Annotated in this window: 11 protein-coding genes and 2 riboswitches; of the genes, 6 read left to right on the forward strand and 5 right to left on the reverse strand. The window is 41.5% G+C overall.

Annotated elements, in window-relative coordinates; all coding sequences use genetic code 11:
- The first annotated feature begins 462 nt into the window (after positions 1-462).
- Positions 463-1,875, forward strand: coding sequence for a transposase (locus BCOA_RS21505; RefSeq protein WP_258435236.1), 1,413 nt, complete (start codon positions 463-465; stop codon positions 1,873-1,875).
- Positions 1,876-2,192: 317 nt separating this feature from the next.
- Complete coding sequence (locus BCOA_RS21510; protein WP_014096221.1) at positions 2,193-2,825, forward strand: DUF4411 family protein; 633 nt, start codon at positions 2,193-2,195, stop codon at positions 2,823-2,825.
- A 406-nt stretch (positions 2,826-3,231) separates the two neighbouring features.
- Here the strand turns inward: BCOA_RS21510 and BCOA_RS21515 are convergent, their stop codons facing one another.
- Both BCOA_RS21515 and BCOA_RS21520 read right to left on the reverse strand, forming a co-directional pair.
- The gene (locus BCOA_RS21515; protein ID WP_014096223.1) at positions 3,232-3,453 is read right to left on the reverse strand and encodes a hypothetical protein; all 222 of its coding nucleotides are present in this window, start codon (positions 3,451-3,453) and stop codon (positions 3,232-3,234) included.
- A gap of 10 nt (positions 3,454-3,463) precedes the next feature.
- On the reverse strand, positions 3,464-4,810 hold the full coding sequence (locus BCOA_RS21520; protein WP_014096224.1) for an APC family permease: 1,347 nt from the start codon (positions 4,808-4,810) through the stop codon (positions 3,464-3,466).
- Between the two features lie 61 nt (positions 4,811-4,871).
- Positions 4,872-4,968, reverse strand: a riboswitch (guanidine-I (ykkC/yxkD leader).
- A gap of 214 nt (positions 4,969-5,182) precedes the next feature.
- Positions 5,183-5,285, forward strand: a riboswitch (guanidine-I (ykkC/yxkD leader).
- Positions 5,286-5,357: 72 nt separating this feature from the next.
- Here BCOA_RS21520 and BCOA_RS21525 point away from each other — a divergent pair.
- The 4 genes from BCOA_RS21525 (at position 5,358) to BCOA_RS21540 (ending at position 12,189) form a co-directional block, all read left to right on the forward strand.
- Positions 5,358-6,080 carry an urea amidolyase associated protein UAAP1 gene (locus BCOA_RS21525; protein ID WP_014096225.1) on the forward strand — a complete coding sequence of 241 codons (723 nt, stop codon included), beginning with the start codon at positions 5,358-5,360 and terminating at the stop codon, positions 6,078-6,080.
- Between the two features lie 95 nt (positions 6,081-6,175).
- Complete coding sequence (locus BCOA_RS21530; protein ID WP_014096226.1) at positions 6,176-6,829, forward strand: urea amidolyase associated protein UAAP2; 654 nt, start codon at positions 6,176-6,178, stop codon at positions 6,827-6,829.
- Between the two features lie 36 nt (positions 6,830-6,865).
- Entirely contained in the window at positions 6,866-10,468 is a 3,603-nt protein-coding gene (gene uca / locus BCOA_RS21535; RefSeq protein WP_014096227.1) for an urea carboxylase, read from the forward strand.
- Positions 10,465-12,189: an allophanate hydrolase gene (locus BCOA_RS21540; RefSeq protein ID WP_014096228.1), complete on the forward strand. Its 1,725-nt coding sequence runs from the start codon at positions 10,465-10,467 to the stop codon at positions 12,187-12,189. The genes uca and BCOA_RS21540 overlap by 4 nt, the downstream gene beginning before the upstream one ends.
- A gap of 461 nt (positions 12,190-12,650) precedes the next feature.
- On the opposite strand, the gene BCOA_RS21545 is transcribed toward BCOA_RS21540, so the two are convergent.
- The 3 genes from BCOA_RS21545 to BCOA_RS21560 form a co-directional block, all read right to left on the reverse strand.
- Complete coding sequence (locus BCOA_RS21545; protein WP_041817928.1) at positions 12,651-13,271, reverse strand: FMN-dependent NADH-azoreductase; 621 nt, start codon at positions 13,269-13,271, stop codon at positions 12,651-12,653.
- Positions 13,272-13,826: 555 nt separating this feature from the next.
- Positions 13,827-15,635, reverse strand: a complete 1,809-nt coding sequence (locus BCOA_RS21555) for a DEAD/DEAH box helicase (RefSeq protein ID WP_014096231.1) — start codon at positions 15,633-15,635, stop codon at positions 13,827-13,829.
- Positions 15,636-16,127: 492 nt separating this feature from the next.
- Positions 16,128-17,465 (reverse strand): UDP-glucose dehydrogenase family protein, encoded by a 1,338-nt coding sequence (locus BCOA_RS21560; protein WP_014096232.1) that lies wholly within the window; start codon positions 17,463-17,465, stop codon positions 16,128-16,130.
- Positions 17,466-17,486 lie beyond the last annotated feature (21 nt).

Raw genomic sequence — 17,486 nt, forward strand, 5'->3', positions numbered from 1 at the left:
TCAGATGAGTGGTGGATTTCAATGGATAAATTCGCTTATTCTCAATGCCTGAACTTTTACTTTTCATTAGGTTTTAGACTAGTTTTAATAGATTAGGCTACTCATTCCCATGGTAAATATTGTAAAACGGAAAAGAATGATTTTTTTTTAAAAAAAAAAGAGCCATGAAAGCCACTCCTTTGCTAAGATATAAGTACTACCAAATATCCAAGTATCGTTATGGCTCTCCAACCGTAAAGCGAAGTTAGAAATATATAAGTACTACCAAATATCCAAGTATCCAAGGAGTGATTTCATGACTATTTCTAGTCTAACACAAACCAGAGATTTATCAATACAAAAAAATATCCATGGGAAGACCTCTCTCTAGATGTTCATTCAGGGTGTACATTTAGATAGTAGAGTGTCTTCCTATTTTTTTCCACTCATTTGCCCCTTCGAGTAAAATTTTACACATACAATTTGATTCCCCACAATTGGCAAGACTATTCTGATATACCCTTTGTCATTCCAGCCATGTGTTTTCCATGGGAGATTTTTAAACCGGTTGAACGAGATTACTATACCCTTTTATACTTGCACTTAAAAAATGGAAGAGCAGATGATCATTCTGATGAAATCCAGCCAGCACTATTTTCAATACCCGAGGAAGAAGAGAAGTTTGCGTCTTCATTATTTCGTCCCTCTCCCGCAGGGAGAAAACCGCATCCTTTCATGCCCTTTTTTCGTGCTTTTGAACTGGCCTCTTTACAGTATATTGAAGTGATGGTGGAGAGTGTCTATTTGCAAGTGAAATCAAACCCGCTATTTGCCACCATGTGTGGATTTACGGAGAAAATTCCGAGCTACCGTTCCTTTGCTCGTTTTGATCAAATCATGACAACAAATGGTCTTTGGGAAAAAGCCCGGCTATTGGTTGTTGAATATAATAAAGGGGAAGGCGTGGTTGAAACGGATGAGGAAGCAGCCGCCGTGGATACATCGCATATAGAGGCAGAAGCAGCCTTGAATAAAACAAGGAAGACGTGTTCTTGTGAGGGTTATTGCGATTGCCCCAGAGTCCTTACGGACGACAATGTAGGGGTAATGCGTAAAAGTAATGCAGTCTCCTATATTGCGCATAAATTATCAATGGTATGCGGGGTGAAATCCGGTTTGCCTTTGACGCGGGAAGTATTTAAAGGAAATACACCCGATGGGAAAACATTAGAACCGACATTGGAGACGTTTAAGGCAGAGCACCCCGAGATGGCTGAGCAGTTGAGCTTTATCTTGGCAGATGGAATCTACCAAACGCCGGAAAATCAAAAAGTGACAAAGGATGTATTACAGGCGAAATTGGTGGCATCGATCAATCCACGGAACCGTAAAGATAAACCAACTACCGCCCGGGGGATTGAAAAAATCAACCGGTACGGCACTCCCATCTGTATCAGTGGACATAAAATGGAACTTAGAGGATCTGATCGGGAAAAGGGGCAATATATTTACACTTGTCCTGTATTTCATCCAAATGCCAAGCAAGAAGGTCTCACCTGCCCGCTAGCGAATCACGCGGAATGTTGTAATGGGGCAGCACAAGGAAGAGTATTCAGGATAGACTTTGATCAAACGCCTCAAGTAGATGTCGAGTTGCCGCAACATGGTCGCACATTTGAAGTGTTATATAGTGCCAGGACGATCATCGAACGAATCTTTGGCATTCTAAAAGACGGATACAGTCTCCGTCGTGTTCACAAGCGTGGGAAGCAGGCAGTTGAAGCTCATGTAGATCGATGCATGATATCTATGCATATCATGGCAAATATGGCGTACCATCAGACTGGAAAGGCCAATTGTGGATGGACACGCAATCGACTGCAAAGAGCAAATTAAGTTATTCACAGGTGGATATGTGAATAACTCAAATGAACGTTTTCTTTCCACAAAGGGTAGTGAAAAAAAAACATTTTGTGAAGGCGGGATACGTATGCCCTTTTTTTGAAGAAAAATGACCGTTTTACTTCTATTGAATTGAAAATCTGGATGAAAAGGCAAAAAAATCGGGATAATTAATTTTCCAGAGCCTCGCTCAAGGGTATATTTTTATTTTGGCAGAGGCTCTTAAGAAAAGAGCCCGGATTAAACTTCAATCCACTAATCTCGCTAATAAAATGCTTGATTATCTAGGTGATGAAGATGTGGAATAATGTATGGCAGAGAGAAAATCCGGGGAAATGAAACAATATACAATAGATACAAATGTATTAAGATATAAAGCAAATTCAAAAGCTGAACCATCGCATAAAAAGGCAGCTAAATTATTTTGGAAGCAAGTCATCCAGGAAATTCAAGATGGAGAAGCCATTATAGGTGTTCCACAAGAAGTGATTCGCGAACTGAAATTTCAATCATCCACATTATCTCCCAAGGAAAATGAACATATATCTGATTTGTTAGAACCGTGTCAAGAAGTTTTACCTGATTTAGCGAATATAAACATTGAGCACAAAATAAGAGAAATGTCCGCCTATGTTCGTTCCGAGTTCACTACAGTTGTGGACGAACGAAAAATGGAATATCCCGCAGTTGCAGATTCACGCATCTTACATGCTGCTTATTATAGTGACAGTGTCCTTGTTACCAGTAATATTAAAGAATTTCTCTTATACCCATTGTTATTTGACGATTGGAATCGACTATATGACTTATTAAATAAAGAATATGTGAATATTCCAACCGAATTATACCAAGAAATTCACAAAGATCCATTTTTTAAGTCACTACTGTCAGATTTCCATGGACTAAATCAGGCAATAGAAGATAATGAACAACCCGACACTTAAGTGAATTGATCAAATACGTGTATGAATCCAATGATCTTAATCCAATTAATCTAAATTGCAATAAATAATATGAAGGATTTCTGCTTCAATTTACAGCATTATTCACAGCTATAGCTATGAATAATTGTAGGATAAGATTGTTTTTAATTAAATTTGATTTTTCACATGGTTATAAAAATGGCGGCCCCTTAGGACTTTTTTCTTACTTACTTTCACATGCCGGTACCCGATCTTATTCCCCACTTTATCTTTCGCATAAAACTGTAGCAATGATCCCCTTTTTTTCATATAAACGGTATACGTACCTTTTGAGTTCACCGTAGCTTTTCCTACGCAATAGCTGCCGTTGTATATATTACTGTGGCGTATTTTTCAGTTTTTCCTGAAACGGCCGTCAATTTATAGATTACCGTGCCAGCGTTGGTATTCCTAAAGCGGCTTTGTCGGTGGCATAATCGGTCAATGTTGTGACAGCTTTTTGTTTGGATATTTTAATTCTAAAGCTAACTTTTTTGCCAATTTCCCCCGTGCCAATGGTTGTGTTGCCTCTTTTTATTGCCACTGCAGGGTTCGCTTCCGCCGTGACCGTGCCAAACGTGGTTGTATCACCTGTTTCGAGTGATGGCATACACCCAAAATCACTCCACCGTCACCGTTACGTTTTCCTGTTCTTTTACCAATGCCCGCTTTTTCTTTCTTGCCACTAAGTATAGGCTGTACATCAACCCTAGCGCCAGCCAGCTTAATCCCATAAGTAGTGAATCTTTATCCAGCAGGGTCAGCAGATAGAAAATGAAACCTGCCCCGATCAGTGGTGAAACCAAATAAGCTATGATCCCTTTCAAGGTCCTCCGTTTTTCTTTTATAAAATAATGTAGAATAACAGAAAGATTGACAAACATAAATGCTGTTAACGCGCCGAAGTTAACAAACTTGATGCATGTGTCAAGGCTGATAAATAACCCTAGTAAAGATATCACACTGACCAAAACAACATTAAAGACAGGCGTACGAAATTTTGGATGGAGATATCCGAAAGATTTTTTTGGCAGCTGTGCGGAACGACCCATTACATAAAGCAGGCGAGTTACCGTAGCAACCGAAGACAGACCCTGCGTAAATACCGCAAATACAAGCACGGTTGTAAAAATGGATCCCAAAATTTTACCTCCGACAAGATTTGCCACATAAAAGCCCGCTGTATCCGGATTGCTAAATTTCAATTCCGGATAGGCCAATTGCAGAAAATAAGATGTGGAGAAATAAAGAATGCCCGCAACCGAAATGATAATCATAATGGCTCTCGGAATGTTTTTCTTTGGGTTGATCGTTTCTTCCGCCATCGCAGTAATGGAATCAAAACCTAAAAACGAAAAACAGATAATTGATGCCCCGGCCAAAATGGTTGAAAATGTAATACTATCCCCCATTGCAAAAGGGCCTGCTAAATGGACTGATGTATCGTTTTGTAAGAGATTATGAAAAACAAGGATACAGAAAAGGGCAATGAAGGCGATTTGGATACATACAAACAACTTGCTGATATTTGCGGACGTTTTGATTCCGATAATATTGATCACCATTAATACGATATCAAGGAGAATAATCCATATGTAAGACGGTACAGACGGAAATTGCGCATGTAAATTAATGCCAAACATTAAGTTAGCGATTATACAGGAAAACAAATAATCCAATAAAATAACCCAGCCTACTAAAAAACCGATAAAAGGGTTCATAACTTTTGTAATATAAGTTAATGCCGATCCGGAGACAGGGAAAGCCTTTGCCATTTTCCCATAACTGGACGCTGTAAAAAAGATTGCCAGAAAAGCTAGCAAATATGCAACAGTGAGCATGCCTTTTGAAGATTCGTACGAGATACCAAAACTGGTAAAAAATATCATGGGTGTCATCCATGCCAATCCGAGAAATACAACTTGAAACAAGGTTAATGATCTTTTTAATGTTGGTTGATTTTCCATAATACAATGCCCTCCTGGTTTTTTAAAATAAAAAAAGCCCAGGGAGATTCTGAAATAGAAGATCTCCCGGGCTTTTATCCCTCCGTGTGCACAGTTTCCAACTGTGTGTTTTCTCTTGGACCTGACCAGCGTACTGCGGAACCCTAGAAAACTAATGTTATATTTTCTTACATACAATGTAATTTTATTTTATGTTTTCCATTTTAAAAGAAAAATTTAAAAAAGTCAATGAATTTTTATAAAGAATATTAAACCCCATTAACTAGCCTTTTTGGGATAATTAATTTTAATTTTTAAAAAACAGGGTTGATTTCACCTTTCTTTCATGTTACAATTTGTAACATCAAACGGAAATCATTTTGACAACTAAACAAAACTGTTTTCTAGGGTTCCGCGGAAGAAATTCCGGCCTGGTCCGAGAGAAAACACACAGTCGTATTATGCTGTGACACGGAAGGATAAAAGCCTGGGAGATATCGACAAGACCTCGTCTTGAAATGATATCTCCCTTTTATTTATCCAAAGAAAAAAGAATGGAGGAATCATTATGGATAAAATTTGGAATCTTACGTTAAATTCTGGAGGAAAATGGTCCGGGGTCATCGGTGCTGGAAAACAGATACGTTTCACCGCTTTGGAAGACGGGGCAAACTTGTCAATGCTGCTCTATCATGCCCGCAACATAGCTGAACGTTATAACATGCCGGATACGTTGAAAGCTCAGCATACGAACCATTTAACAAAAGGGAATGTTCTCATGAGCGATAACGGCCGTGTCCTCGCTAGCATCATTGAAGACGATCTCGGCTGGCATGATACTATTTCCGGCTATACAACCCGTGCCCAGACAAATGCCAAATATGGTGTAACTCGGTACCAGAATATTAGAAATGACTGGCTCCGCTGCGGGGAGGAAAATTTTACGATGGAACTTGTGCGAAGCGGCCTGCAAAAAAGGGATCTCGTGCCGAATGTTAATTTATTCTCAAAAGTCACCTGTGACAAATCCGGACAGATGCATTTTCACGAAGACCATTGCCAAAAAGGAGCCTCTGTTACATTAAGAACTGATATGGATATTTTGCTGATCTTGTCCAATACCCCACATCCGCTTGATCCTAAAACAGACTACCCTTCTGTTCCTGTTCGGATGGAAGTTTTACCTGGTGCTCCTGTCACGGATAACGACATTTGCGTCACACACTGCCCGGAGAATTTACGTGCCTTTGAAAACACTTGGGAATACCAATTACTGGCTTTGCCGAACTAACCATCTATCCATTTTGAGATGCGCAACGATCAGATGTAATTGATGTCTCATGAAATGATGAGCGAGCTCAATCTATATTGTAGGAGGAATAAATTATGGCAGTTTTTCAAGAGATTGAAAGCCCAAGAAAAGCAGAAAAAGCAATCTATAACAAAGTGATTCCGGCTGGTGAGGGCTGGATGCATGAACTACTCCCGGGACAGGTGCTGAGAATCGTAGATTTAGAGGGAAACCAGGCCGTTGATACCTTATTCTTTGATGCGGAAAATCCGGAAGACCATTACAGCGCAACGGCAACCATTACTGCCCAGCAAAACATTTACTTAACAACCGGAACCGCCCTATTATCGGAATCCGGAAAAACCCTTCTAAAAATTGTTGCGGACACTTGTGGCAGACATGATACACTTGGCGGCGCCTGTTCCGCACAAAGCAACACCGTCCGTTATTCCCATGATGTGCTGCCGATGCACAACTGCCGGGATACCTTTATGAATCTGCTCGCAAATTACGGTGACACCCGGTATGAAAAACGTGATTTAGCGCCGAATATTAATTTCTTTATGAATGTCCCTGTAAGCCCTGACGGCAATTTGGAATTTGCAGATGGTGTGTCGGCACCTGGCCGTTATGTTGAAATGGAGGCCTTATGCAAAACAGTTGTTTTGATCAGCAACTGCCCACAACTCAACAATCCGTGCAATGCCTTTAACCCTACGCCTATCCAATTGCTGATCTGGGATAAATAATCCTGAAAAAATCAAAACACAAACGGAGGGTTCTGCATGTTTAAAAAAGTACTGATTGCAAACCGCGGTGCGATTGCCACCCGTATTGAACGCACGTTAAGCAAAATGGGAATCCAATCTGTTGCCGTTTATACAAAAGCCGACCAGGACAGCCTGCATGTCGACCAGGCAGATGAAGCGGTCCTCATTGGAGAGGGCCCAGCTGCAGAAAGCTATTTGAATGCGGACTTGATCATCAAAACCGCTATCGAAACAGGAGCGGAAGCCATCCACCCAGGCTATGGTTTCTTAAGCGAAAATTCGGATTTTGCCCGTGCCTGCCGTAAAAATGGCATTACCTTTATCGGTCCGGAACCGGAACAAATGGAAGTATTCGCTTTAAAACATACGGCAAGAAACATGGCCCGGAAGGCGGGTGTACCGCTTTTGCCAGGCACGGATTTGATTACAACGCTGGAGGATGCAGTGGAACAGGCTGCACAAATCGGCTATCCGGTCATTTTGAAAAGTACAGCCGGAGGAGGCGGTATTGGCATGCGAATCTGTGATGATGAGGCAGCACTACGGAAAAGTTTTAAAGCCGTCCGTCATCTTGCATCTTCCAACTTTAAAAATGACGGCGTGTATTTGGAAAAATATATTGCTAAAGCACGGCATGTCGAGGTACAAATTTTTGGTAACCGTTTCGGTGAAGTTACAGCGCTTGGCGAACGCGACTGTTCCCTGCAGCGTCGCAACCAAAAAGTGATTGAAGAAAGTCCAGCGCCGAATCTCCCGCAACATGTGAGGGCAGCGATGCTGGTGTCAGCTAAAAAACTTGCTGCAACCGTCAACTACCGCAGTGCTGGAACCGTTGAATTTTTGTATGATCCGGATACACTATCTTTCTTTTTCCTTGAAGTCAATACACGGCTGCAGGTAGAACATGGTGTAACAGAAGAAGTGCTCGGAATCGACCTCGTCGAGTGGATGGTCAAAGAAGCGGCAGATGAACTGAAGTATTTGGATACATTATTCGGTAAACCTAAAGGTCACAGTATCCAGGCAAGGATTTACGCTGAGGATTGCTACCATGATTTCCGTCCGGGCGCCGGCCGGATTGACAAAGCTGTTTTTTCCGAAAAAGCCCGCGTGGAAACATGGTTACGGGACGGTCTAACAGTGACGACATTATATGACCCGATGCTAGCCAAAATCATTGTCCACGGAAAAGACCGGCAAGAAGCGATCAAAAAATTAAAAACAGCATTAAAAGCATCCAAATGTTACGGCATTACCACCAACCTTTCGTATTTACATGCTTTAATGAATAAATCGGAATGGCAAAGGGGCGAAGTGTACACAAGACTGTTAAATACCTTTCATCCTGCAGAGCATGCCATTGAAGTCCTGGATGGCGGAGTGCAAACAACTGTACAGGATTACCCGGGACGGAAGGGATATTGGGATGTCGGTGTGCCGCCGTGCGGGCCGATGGATCCCCTCTCTTTCCGGATCGGAAACCACCTGCTTGGCAATGAAGAAAATGCGGCAGGACTTGAAATGACACTGCGCGGCGGTTCATATGTTTTCCGCCATGATACTTGGTTTTGTTTAACCGGAGCCGATATGCAGGCAACTTTGGATGGCGTTCCTGTTCCAATGTATGAACCGGTGCTTGCAGAAAAAGGCCGGGTCCTCAAGTTTGGCGAAGCACAAAAAGGCATGCGGACGTATTTGCTCATTGCCGGCGGGCTGGAGATGCCGGAAGTTCTTGGGAGCTCTTCCACCTTTACATTAGGCGGATTTGGCGGGCACGGCGGTAGAGCGCTCCGGCCTGGAGATGTGTTGGGTATCCGGGAAACCGATAATCGTCTTAAAGAACATTGGATCAGCGCCCGCCTGCCGGAAATGACGAATGAATGGATAATCGGCGTGATTCCGGGTCCGCATTGTACGGAAGAATTTTTAGCACAGGAATACTTGGAACAACTTGTGGAAACCCCGTGGGAAGTCCACTTCAACAGCTCCCGTACAGGCGTCCGCCTGATCGGTCCAGCTCCAAAGTGGTCCCGGGAAGACGGTGGTGAAGCAGGGCTGCATCCTTCCAATATTCACGATACACCATATGCTGTCGGAGCACTGGATTTAACCGGGGATATGCCGATTCTCCTTGGGCCTGACGGGCCGAGTCTTGGTGGATTTGTCTGCCCGGTGACAACCGCAACTGCCGAACTCTGGAAAATTGGCCAGCTCCACCCTGGTGACATTGTTCATTTTCAATTACTAACACTGGAAGAAGCAGAAGCACTGTGGAAAAAGCAGGATCAAACATTGCAGGCTGTTCCATTGCCGGAAAAAACATCGAACCTTTCCGCTGATTATCCGGTACTCGTCCGGGAAACCGAAAACCGTGATTTTTCCTTCATCATCCGCTGCTGCGGAGACAGCAACTTACTTGTTGAATACGGGGAAATGGAACTGGATCTCTCCCTGCGTTTTCAAATTCATGTGCTGATGCAGGCGATTAAAGAGTCAGGTGATATTCCGGTACTGGATCTGACGCCGGGTATTCGGTCGCTTCAGGTACATATAAATCCGGACAAAATGAACGTAAAAACTGCAGCCCAAAGAATAGTGGAAATCGATAAGAATCTCCCGGATATTGCCTCGATTGAGGTGCCGTCAAGAATCGTGAATCTGCCGCTTTCCTGGAATGATCCCGCCACGCAGCTGGCAACAGAACGCTACCAGAAAAATGTTCGTCCCGATGCGCCGTGGTGCCCGTCCAATTTAGAATTTATCCGCCGTATCAATGGTTTGCAACGCATCGAAGAAGTAAAAGAGATTGTTTTCGGGGCAAATTACCTCGTCCTAGGCCTAGGCGATGTTTATTTAGGGGCACCGGTTGCCATACCGACAGATCCGCGCCACCGCCTGGTCACTACAAAATATAACCCGGCACGGACATGGACACCGGAAAATGCAGTCGGGATCGGCGGCGCCTATATGTGTGTCTACGGCATGGAAGGCCCCGGCGGATACCAATTTGTCGGGCGAACTGTGCAGATGTGGAACAAATTGCGTACAACGGACAGTTTTAAACCGGGCAAACCATGGCTACTTGATTTTTTTGACCAAATCCGGTTTTACCCTGTTGAAGCAGACGAACTACTTCAATTAAGGGAGGACTTTCTCAGGGGCCGGTTCCATCCGAAGATCGAGGAAACAACTTTCCATCTTGGGAAGTATATGGCGTTTTTATCAAAGCATCAGGATAGTATCCAACATTTCCAGCAAAAACAGCAAGCTGCCTTTAAAAAAGAAATGGAAATGTGGAAAGAACGTGGATTAGATGCGTTTATCTCAGAACATCATGACACAGGACAACTGGCGGAAGAAGTTTTTCCTGAAGGAGTGGTCCCGGTCCGTTGCACTATGCCGGGCAGCATTTGGCAGGTGCTTGTAAAATCCGGGCAAAAGATCGATAAAGGAGAAACTTTATTAATAGAAGAAAGTATGAAAATGGAGTTCCCACAGGTCGCCCCATGTGCAGGAACAATTGTTTCCGTTAAAGTAGAACCTGGCGATGAAGTGCATGCAGGACAGGTAATTGTCAGCATTTTGGAAGAAAAAGAAGCGGAGGTGCCGGTTCAATGATTCCTTTAACCGTTGAAAAGTTAAGATTACAATACCGTGAAGAAAAAACTACCCCCGAGGCAGTCATAAAAGAAATTTTGAACTGTGTAGAAGCAGATCGCGGCATGAATATTTGGATTACCCCGCCAACCATGGAACACATCCGACCGTATCTAGACCGGCTCGCGTCTTTAGATCCGGAGGACGCTCCCTTGTGGGGCATTCCCTTCGCCATTAAAGATAATATAGATGTGGCCGGAATGCCAACAACTGCTGGATGTCCGGATTATACGTATGTCCCGGAAGAACATGCCACAGTCGTAAAACGGTTAATCGAAGCCGGTGCTATCCCACTGGGCAAAACCAATTTGGATCAATTTGCGACAGGACTTGTCGGTACAAGAAGTCCATATGGCGAAACGAAAAATGCGTTACGGGAGGAACTGATTTCCGGCGGTTCCAGCTCCGGGTCGGCTGTTGCCGTTGCCCGCGGCCATGCTGCTTTTTCACTTGGTACTGACACTGCCGGCTCCGGCCGCGTTCCGGCTGCGTTGAACGGGTTAGTGGGATTCAAATCTAGCCTTGGCGCTTGGCCGAAAAAAGGCGTTGTGCCAGCATGCGCAAGCCTCGACTGTGTGACGGTTTTCACCCATACCATAGAAGATGCTTTGCAAGTAGATCATATTATCCGTGGAGAAGACCCGCTTGATCCATGGTCTGAAGACATACCTCTCCGTACTCCGGCCAAGCCGCTTAAAATCTTGATCCCGGATTCTCTGGAGTTTTTCGGACCGTTTGCGATGCAATATGAAGCGGAATGGAAAAAAACCGCTGAACGGATTAAAGATTTGCAAATTCCGGTAGAATCTATCGATATCCGACAGTTCGCCAAGGCTTCCGCCATTTTATATGACGGACCTTTCGTAGCGGAACGCTGGAGCGATCTTGGTGGATTCATAGAAAGTCATCCCGGTGCGGCTTTTTCAGTAACAGAAAAAATTTTAAAATCCGGGGCTGACCCCAAATATACGGCAGCCTCTGTTTTCCGAGCTATTCACAAGCTCCAGACGATTAAAAAATCAGTGCATCAGCTATTGGGAGATGCTGTGCTTGTGATGCCGACAACCGGTGGCACATGGACAAGGGAAGAGGTCAGAACCAATCCGGTCCAAACCAACAGCAAAATGGGCCTTTACACGAACCACTGCAATTTGCTCGATATGTGCGCAATTGCAGTACCGGCCGGTGAGGCGGACACACACCTGCCTTTCGGGATTACGATTTTTGCAAAATCCGAAAATGATCATCTCCTTTTTGGAGCAGCCAGTACATTTGTTGCGGCCACAAATCAAACGCCTATTGCGGTTTGCGGTTTACACATGCGGGGATTCCCACTGGAAAAAGAACTGGTTTCAATGGGGGGCCGGTTTGTGAAGAAGGCTTTTACGGCGCCCGTCTACCAGTTGTTTAAACTCCCTTTCGAAACCCCAAAACCCGGTCTCGTTAAAAATCCGGATGAAGGCGCCGCAATTGAAGTAGAACTGTGGGAAATGCCTGCTGATGCTTTTGGTACGTTTACGGCATCGATTCCCGCCCCGCTCGGCATCGGTAAAGTGGAATTGGCGGACGGCAGTGAGGTACCTGGTTTTCTCTGCGAAGCCTACGCAGCGAAAAGTGCAGAAGACATTACTTCATTTAGGGGCTGGCGGAATTACCAGCACCAGATAAAAACATTGATTTAAATGCTTTACTTTCTACTTTCTAAAACTAGTAATATACAAAGTAAAAAGGATGTGGGGCAAACAACTGCCTGGCAACCTTTTTATTTTGTATATTTCTTTATTTCATCAAACCGACTCTAACCTAAAACCTAAAGTTGAATATGTCCAATTTATTATAACGTGATGCAACTAATTGAATTTTTTGGTTGGGTCACTAGTTGTACGGTTTACATCGTGGGTCTTCCAGGATATATATAAGGAATTCCACTCGTCAAATTTTCGGACGGACTGTTCTTTGAGGAACAGAAACTAAACAAACAGCCATGATGGTTTCAGACAGGAAACCACCACGCCCAGATTTTCCATTCATAGTATTTCATTTTCTTCCTCAACGCCTCTATTTCAGCTGTAATAGGAATTTGTTTACCCGAAGCTTCTATCTTAAACTTTTTCGATTACTGTATAGTTCCCATTTTTACTTGTCAAAATGTTTTCCCCATTTCAACTGCCTTTTTGATAGCTTCCTCCATAATTTCTGTAGCTCTTTCAGGATAGTGGTCCATTCCTTCAACAAATAATTGATGGTAATCCTTAAACCCTAAGAAAGTGAATAACATTTTAACATATTGACTAGCAGGATCACTTCCGTTGTAGACGCTTCCGCTTGATTGAATGTGTAGTGCCTTTTTTCCTTCCAACAAACCTACAGATCCCTGGTCTGTGTATTTAAAAGTTTTCCCCGCCACTGTAATCGTATCAATCCAGGCTTTTAACCGGGTTGGTACGCTTAAATTCCACAACGGATTTGCAATGACTACTTTATCCTTTTCCATAAAACTTGCAGTAAAGGAGTCAAACAGAGTCACTTTGTGTTGTTGTTCATTTGATAATGAGTAAAAGGGAATCTTTTGTTTTAATTTACTCCACGCTTCCAATAGGTCTCGGTCAATTTCAGGTATGGTCATATCATACAAATTCATTTCCTCTATATCATCGTCTGGATGATGTTCCCGGTAAGACTTCAAGAAAGCATTCGTTACTTTCATTGTACGTGAGTATTCTTCTGAAAACGGATGTGCTTTTACTACCAACACTTTCGGCATCATTCATGACTCCTTTACTATTTTTTAACGCCTTTATTTTATAGATAAACTCTCCCAATCTACATTAAAAAAATAGCACTTTACATTAAAAATGATTGCTGTTTGGATTAAAATTGGAACTTTTAATTTTACCTGGTGTAGGGCAATCCCTACTTTATTGATGCAAATTTTGGAGAAGTTCCTTCATCTATAATTATCCCCGACCGATTGAATGAAACAAACGCACTGATGTCAGACCTCCTTGGCTTCATCCTAATTTATAGTGTCTTACTTTCGGGATTGGAGTACACAGGCACCCTGAATTCTGAAAAAACTCTATAATTTTAGCCTAACTTTGTTGAAGTAATTGTTCTTTGATATTTTGTAGTCTTTGGATATCTGCTTCAATTATTTTCAGAGCACATACTGGACAGAAATGCTCATAAGTCCTACCTACCTTAAGTTTCAGTCGTTTCTCACCTCGAAGAATTCGATGTGATGGTATATGTTGACAACAATGTGCACGTTGTGCTTCATCTACTTTAATGGATTTTATAAATGTTTTAGACCGTGGCATTATAATACCTCTTGAAGTGCTTCGTTGATAATATAGTTTAGTTTTTCTCGAATAGTATCTAGTTCATTTTTAGAAAATTCATCACGTTTTCCAGAATCTTTTCCAACAAAATCATTAATTTTTTTATCTACAGCAGCTTTTAATATTACAAAGTTACTTCTTCCTAAACGTCTACGATCCAAATCGTGACCTTGAGGGTTCATTCCTTGTTGTCTTAGTATGAAACTAACATTATTTCGGACAGTTTCATCTAACGCTCGTCTTGCAGCTTGACGTTCTCTTTGTTTTGTTGTAGGTATTGGATGATGCTTATACGATATTTGAATATCTTCAAGTGTTACTCCTTTAGATTTTAACAATTCCAATGCTTTCTTGACTTCGTCATCTTCAAGAACCAATGGTATTTCTATTATAGAAACCCCTTCTTGTTCACGGATTTCAACTTGATTTGTTCTCCTGTTTCTTGAGGTATTAGTTGAAGTTGGTTCTATAATAATCTCATCACTTTTTGAGAAGTCAAAGTCCTCCATAGGCAACAACTGGTCAAAAAATTCACGATCTGCTTGACTAAATTCTTGAAAGTCTTCCCAAAGGCGTGCAATATTTGAACCAGCATGAAAAACAACAGTTCCTTGATTATTTAAACTATCAGGCGAATTTTGATCCACTGTTCGCATAACCCTACCCACAAATTGAACAAACGGTGATAACTCATTAAATACACTGAAAATCGCCGCGACACTTAAATATGGATGGTCGAAACCTTCACCTAATTTTCTAACTTGAACAATTACATCTAACTGATGGTTTTTTAGTTGACTTAGAACACGATCATTATCTGCATCATCCTGTAAACTATGAACATAGGCGGCTCTTAGCCCTCTTGCTCGGTACGCCTCCATAACTTGTATACAATGTTGACGATTTAGAGCCGAAGCAATAATCTTGTGATTAGAATTACCAGATTCCTCCCTAATTTGATTGAGTGCACGTATTGATGAATCAACTATCGTAAATAGTGTTTCTTGAGATGTCACAATACTTCGTCTAAAATCTGAATCTGTTTCGCCAAGTCTTTTAACTTCATCCAGACTTACTTCTATCTCTTGTCCGTCCTGTCTACGGACATATTTTAAAGTTCTAGGATTAAGAACTATTGCTTTTAATCGTTTTACATAACCTTCTTCAATTGCTCTAAAAATAGGGAATGTATAAATAACTTGTCCAGACATAATCTGTCCATCTGCTCGCCTAGGGGTTGCACTATAGTTTACAATATTTGCATTTGGGAATGCTCTTCGAATTATGTTCCAACTCTCAGCTACGTTATGGTGGGCCTCATCGACTAGAATTAAATCGAAAAAATCGGCGGGAAGGGATGATAACCATCGATTATTAACACCCTGCAGTTGTTGAATATTAGTAATTACAACTTCTGCTTCTTCTAAATCCGACAGATTTGTTGTTTTACCACGAATTTCGGCTGGCTCAGGATACGGAGGTGTATTCAAAACGTGACATTTACTATAGAACAATTCCTCTTGAGAAGGATCAAAATCCTTAAACAACTGAGATGCAATATTTAAACCAGGGGCAATGACTAATGTTCTTTTTGACTTTAATGCAAAAGGTGTTATTGTAATTAGACCTGACTTCCCACAGCCAACTGGTAAAATTATTGCAGTTTCCCTCTCGTTCTCACTTCGGGAATAGTAGACTTTAATACTTTGAAAAGCCTCTCTTTGAGGAATTCTAAGATTAATATTTTCTGAAATGTAGGGTTCCCTTGTTTCAAATATACTCGGCATAGTTTAGCCTCCTCTTTAAAATATACTTTATGAAGAAAGAACTTATGATTAATTATATATCCTTCCCTACAATTACAAAATTACAATAAAAGCAAAAATGTTTTACAGGTTACACAGCAACTCCTCGTTTGACTTATAGACCACAAGTAGTTTCAGTTGGAACGTAGGAATTCAACTCAAAAATGTGTTTAACCCAATTTATTTCAACTTTTCGTCTAAAATTTCGACAAAACATGAAAAAATTCGGTAATGACTAGCTCCAAACCATGATGTTCGGTTTTTTAGTACATTGAATTGGCCTCCAGGTGTAGGGCATTTAAAGTATTTTCAATAAAATCCTTACACTTTATATTCTTTTTGTTCGACAAAAATGGCCAAAATCCTTGCCAAATCTGAATTTATTCTTTATTAAGCAAACCCCTAATAAAAAAATTTTAAAAAAACGGAGAGCTCAAAAAGTTTGAGTCCTCTCCGTTTCAAAATCATATGATTTTAAGCGTGTACTTCATCCATAACATAGTATTCCATTATACTTGGACGGCCTACTGAATAATAGTTCATTCCTTTGCCTTTCACTTCATTCAGATCGAAACAGTTACGGCCATCGTAAATAAACGGGGTTTTCATTTTTTTCTTAAACAAAGTCAGATCCATTTCCTTAATTTCCTGCCACTCTGTAAATACGAAACAAAGATCTGCGTCCTCAAGTGCATCTTCAATTGATGATTTATAAGTAATTTGATCCGGGAATAGTTTTTTATAGTTCTCTACCCCGACAGGATCGTATGCCTGAATTTCAGCTCCTTCATTCAGCAACATCCGAACATTTGGAATAGACGGTGCTTCACGTAAATCATCAGTTCCTGGTTTAAAGGTTAACCCTAAAACTGCAACTTTCAGCCCTTTAAATGTCGGGAAGTCGTTGCGGGCTTTTTTAATAAGGGTATATTTTTGCTTTTCATTTACATCAATTGCAGCTTTCACCGTTCTTAAAATATATCCTTGTTCCTCAGACAGCCAATGCAATGCTTTCGTATCTTTCGGGAAGCAGGAACCTCCATAGCCAATTCCAGGATTTAAGAACCGATTTCCAATTCGTTCGTCATAACTCATACCGTTAGTAACCTCTTCGATATTGGCACCGACTCTTTCACAAAGATTTGCAATGTCATTGACAAAGGAGATCTTTAAGGCTAGAAAATCATTTGAAGCATACTTTACCATTTCTGCGCTACGGCGATTCATGTGAAGGATCGGTTGTTTAAAAGGCTCATAAACGTCCATTAAAATTTGTTTTGCCGTTTCGCTTTCCGTTCCAATTACAATGCGGGAAGCATGGAGCGTATCACGAACAGCAGTACCCTGTGCCAAAAATTCAGGATTTGACGCAACTTCGATTTTTACATTTTGTTTTAAATGATCTTTCATATAAGCTTCAACTTTATCATTTGTCCCAATCGGTACCGTTGATTTTACAACTACTAGACAGTCCTGTTCTACTGATTCAGCAATTTCTTTTGCAACAGTGTAGACAAAGTTTAAGTTTGCAGAACCATCCTCATTTTCAGGGGTACCGACACCAATAAAAATGACATCTGAGTGAGCATAGGCATTTTTAGAATCTGTTGTGAAAGAGAGATTACCCTTTTCTACATTTTTCACAATTAATTCATCGAGATCCGGTTCGTAAATCGGAGAAATTCCTTCACGCAATAAATTAATTTTCTCTTGGTTGTTATCCACACAAGTAACTTGATGGCCAACTTCTGCTAAACAGACACCTGTTACTAGCCCAACATAGCCTGTCCCGGCTACAGTAATATGCAACAAATAAATCAACCCCTTAGTTTA

This window comes from Heyndrickxia coagulans 36D1 (assembly GCF_000169195.2).
Lineage (GTDB): Bacteria > Bacillota > Bacilli > Bacillales > Bacillaceae_C > Weizmannia > Weizmannia faecalis.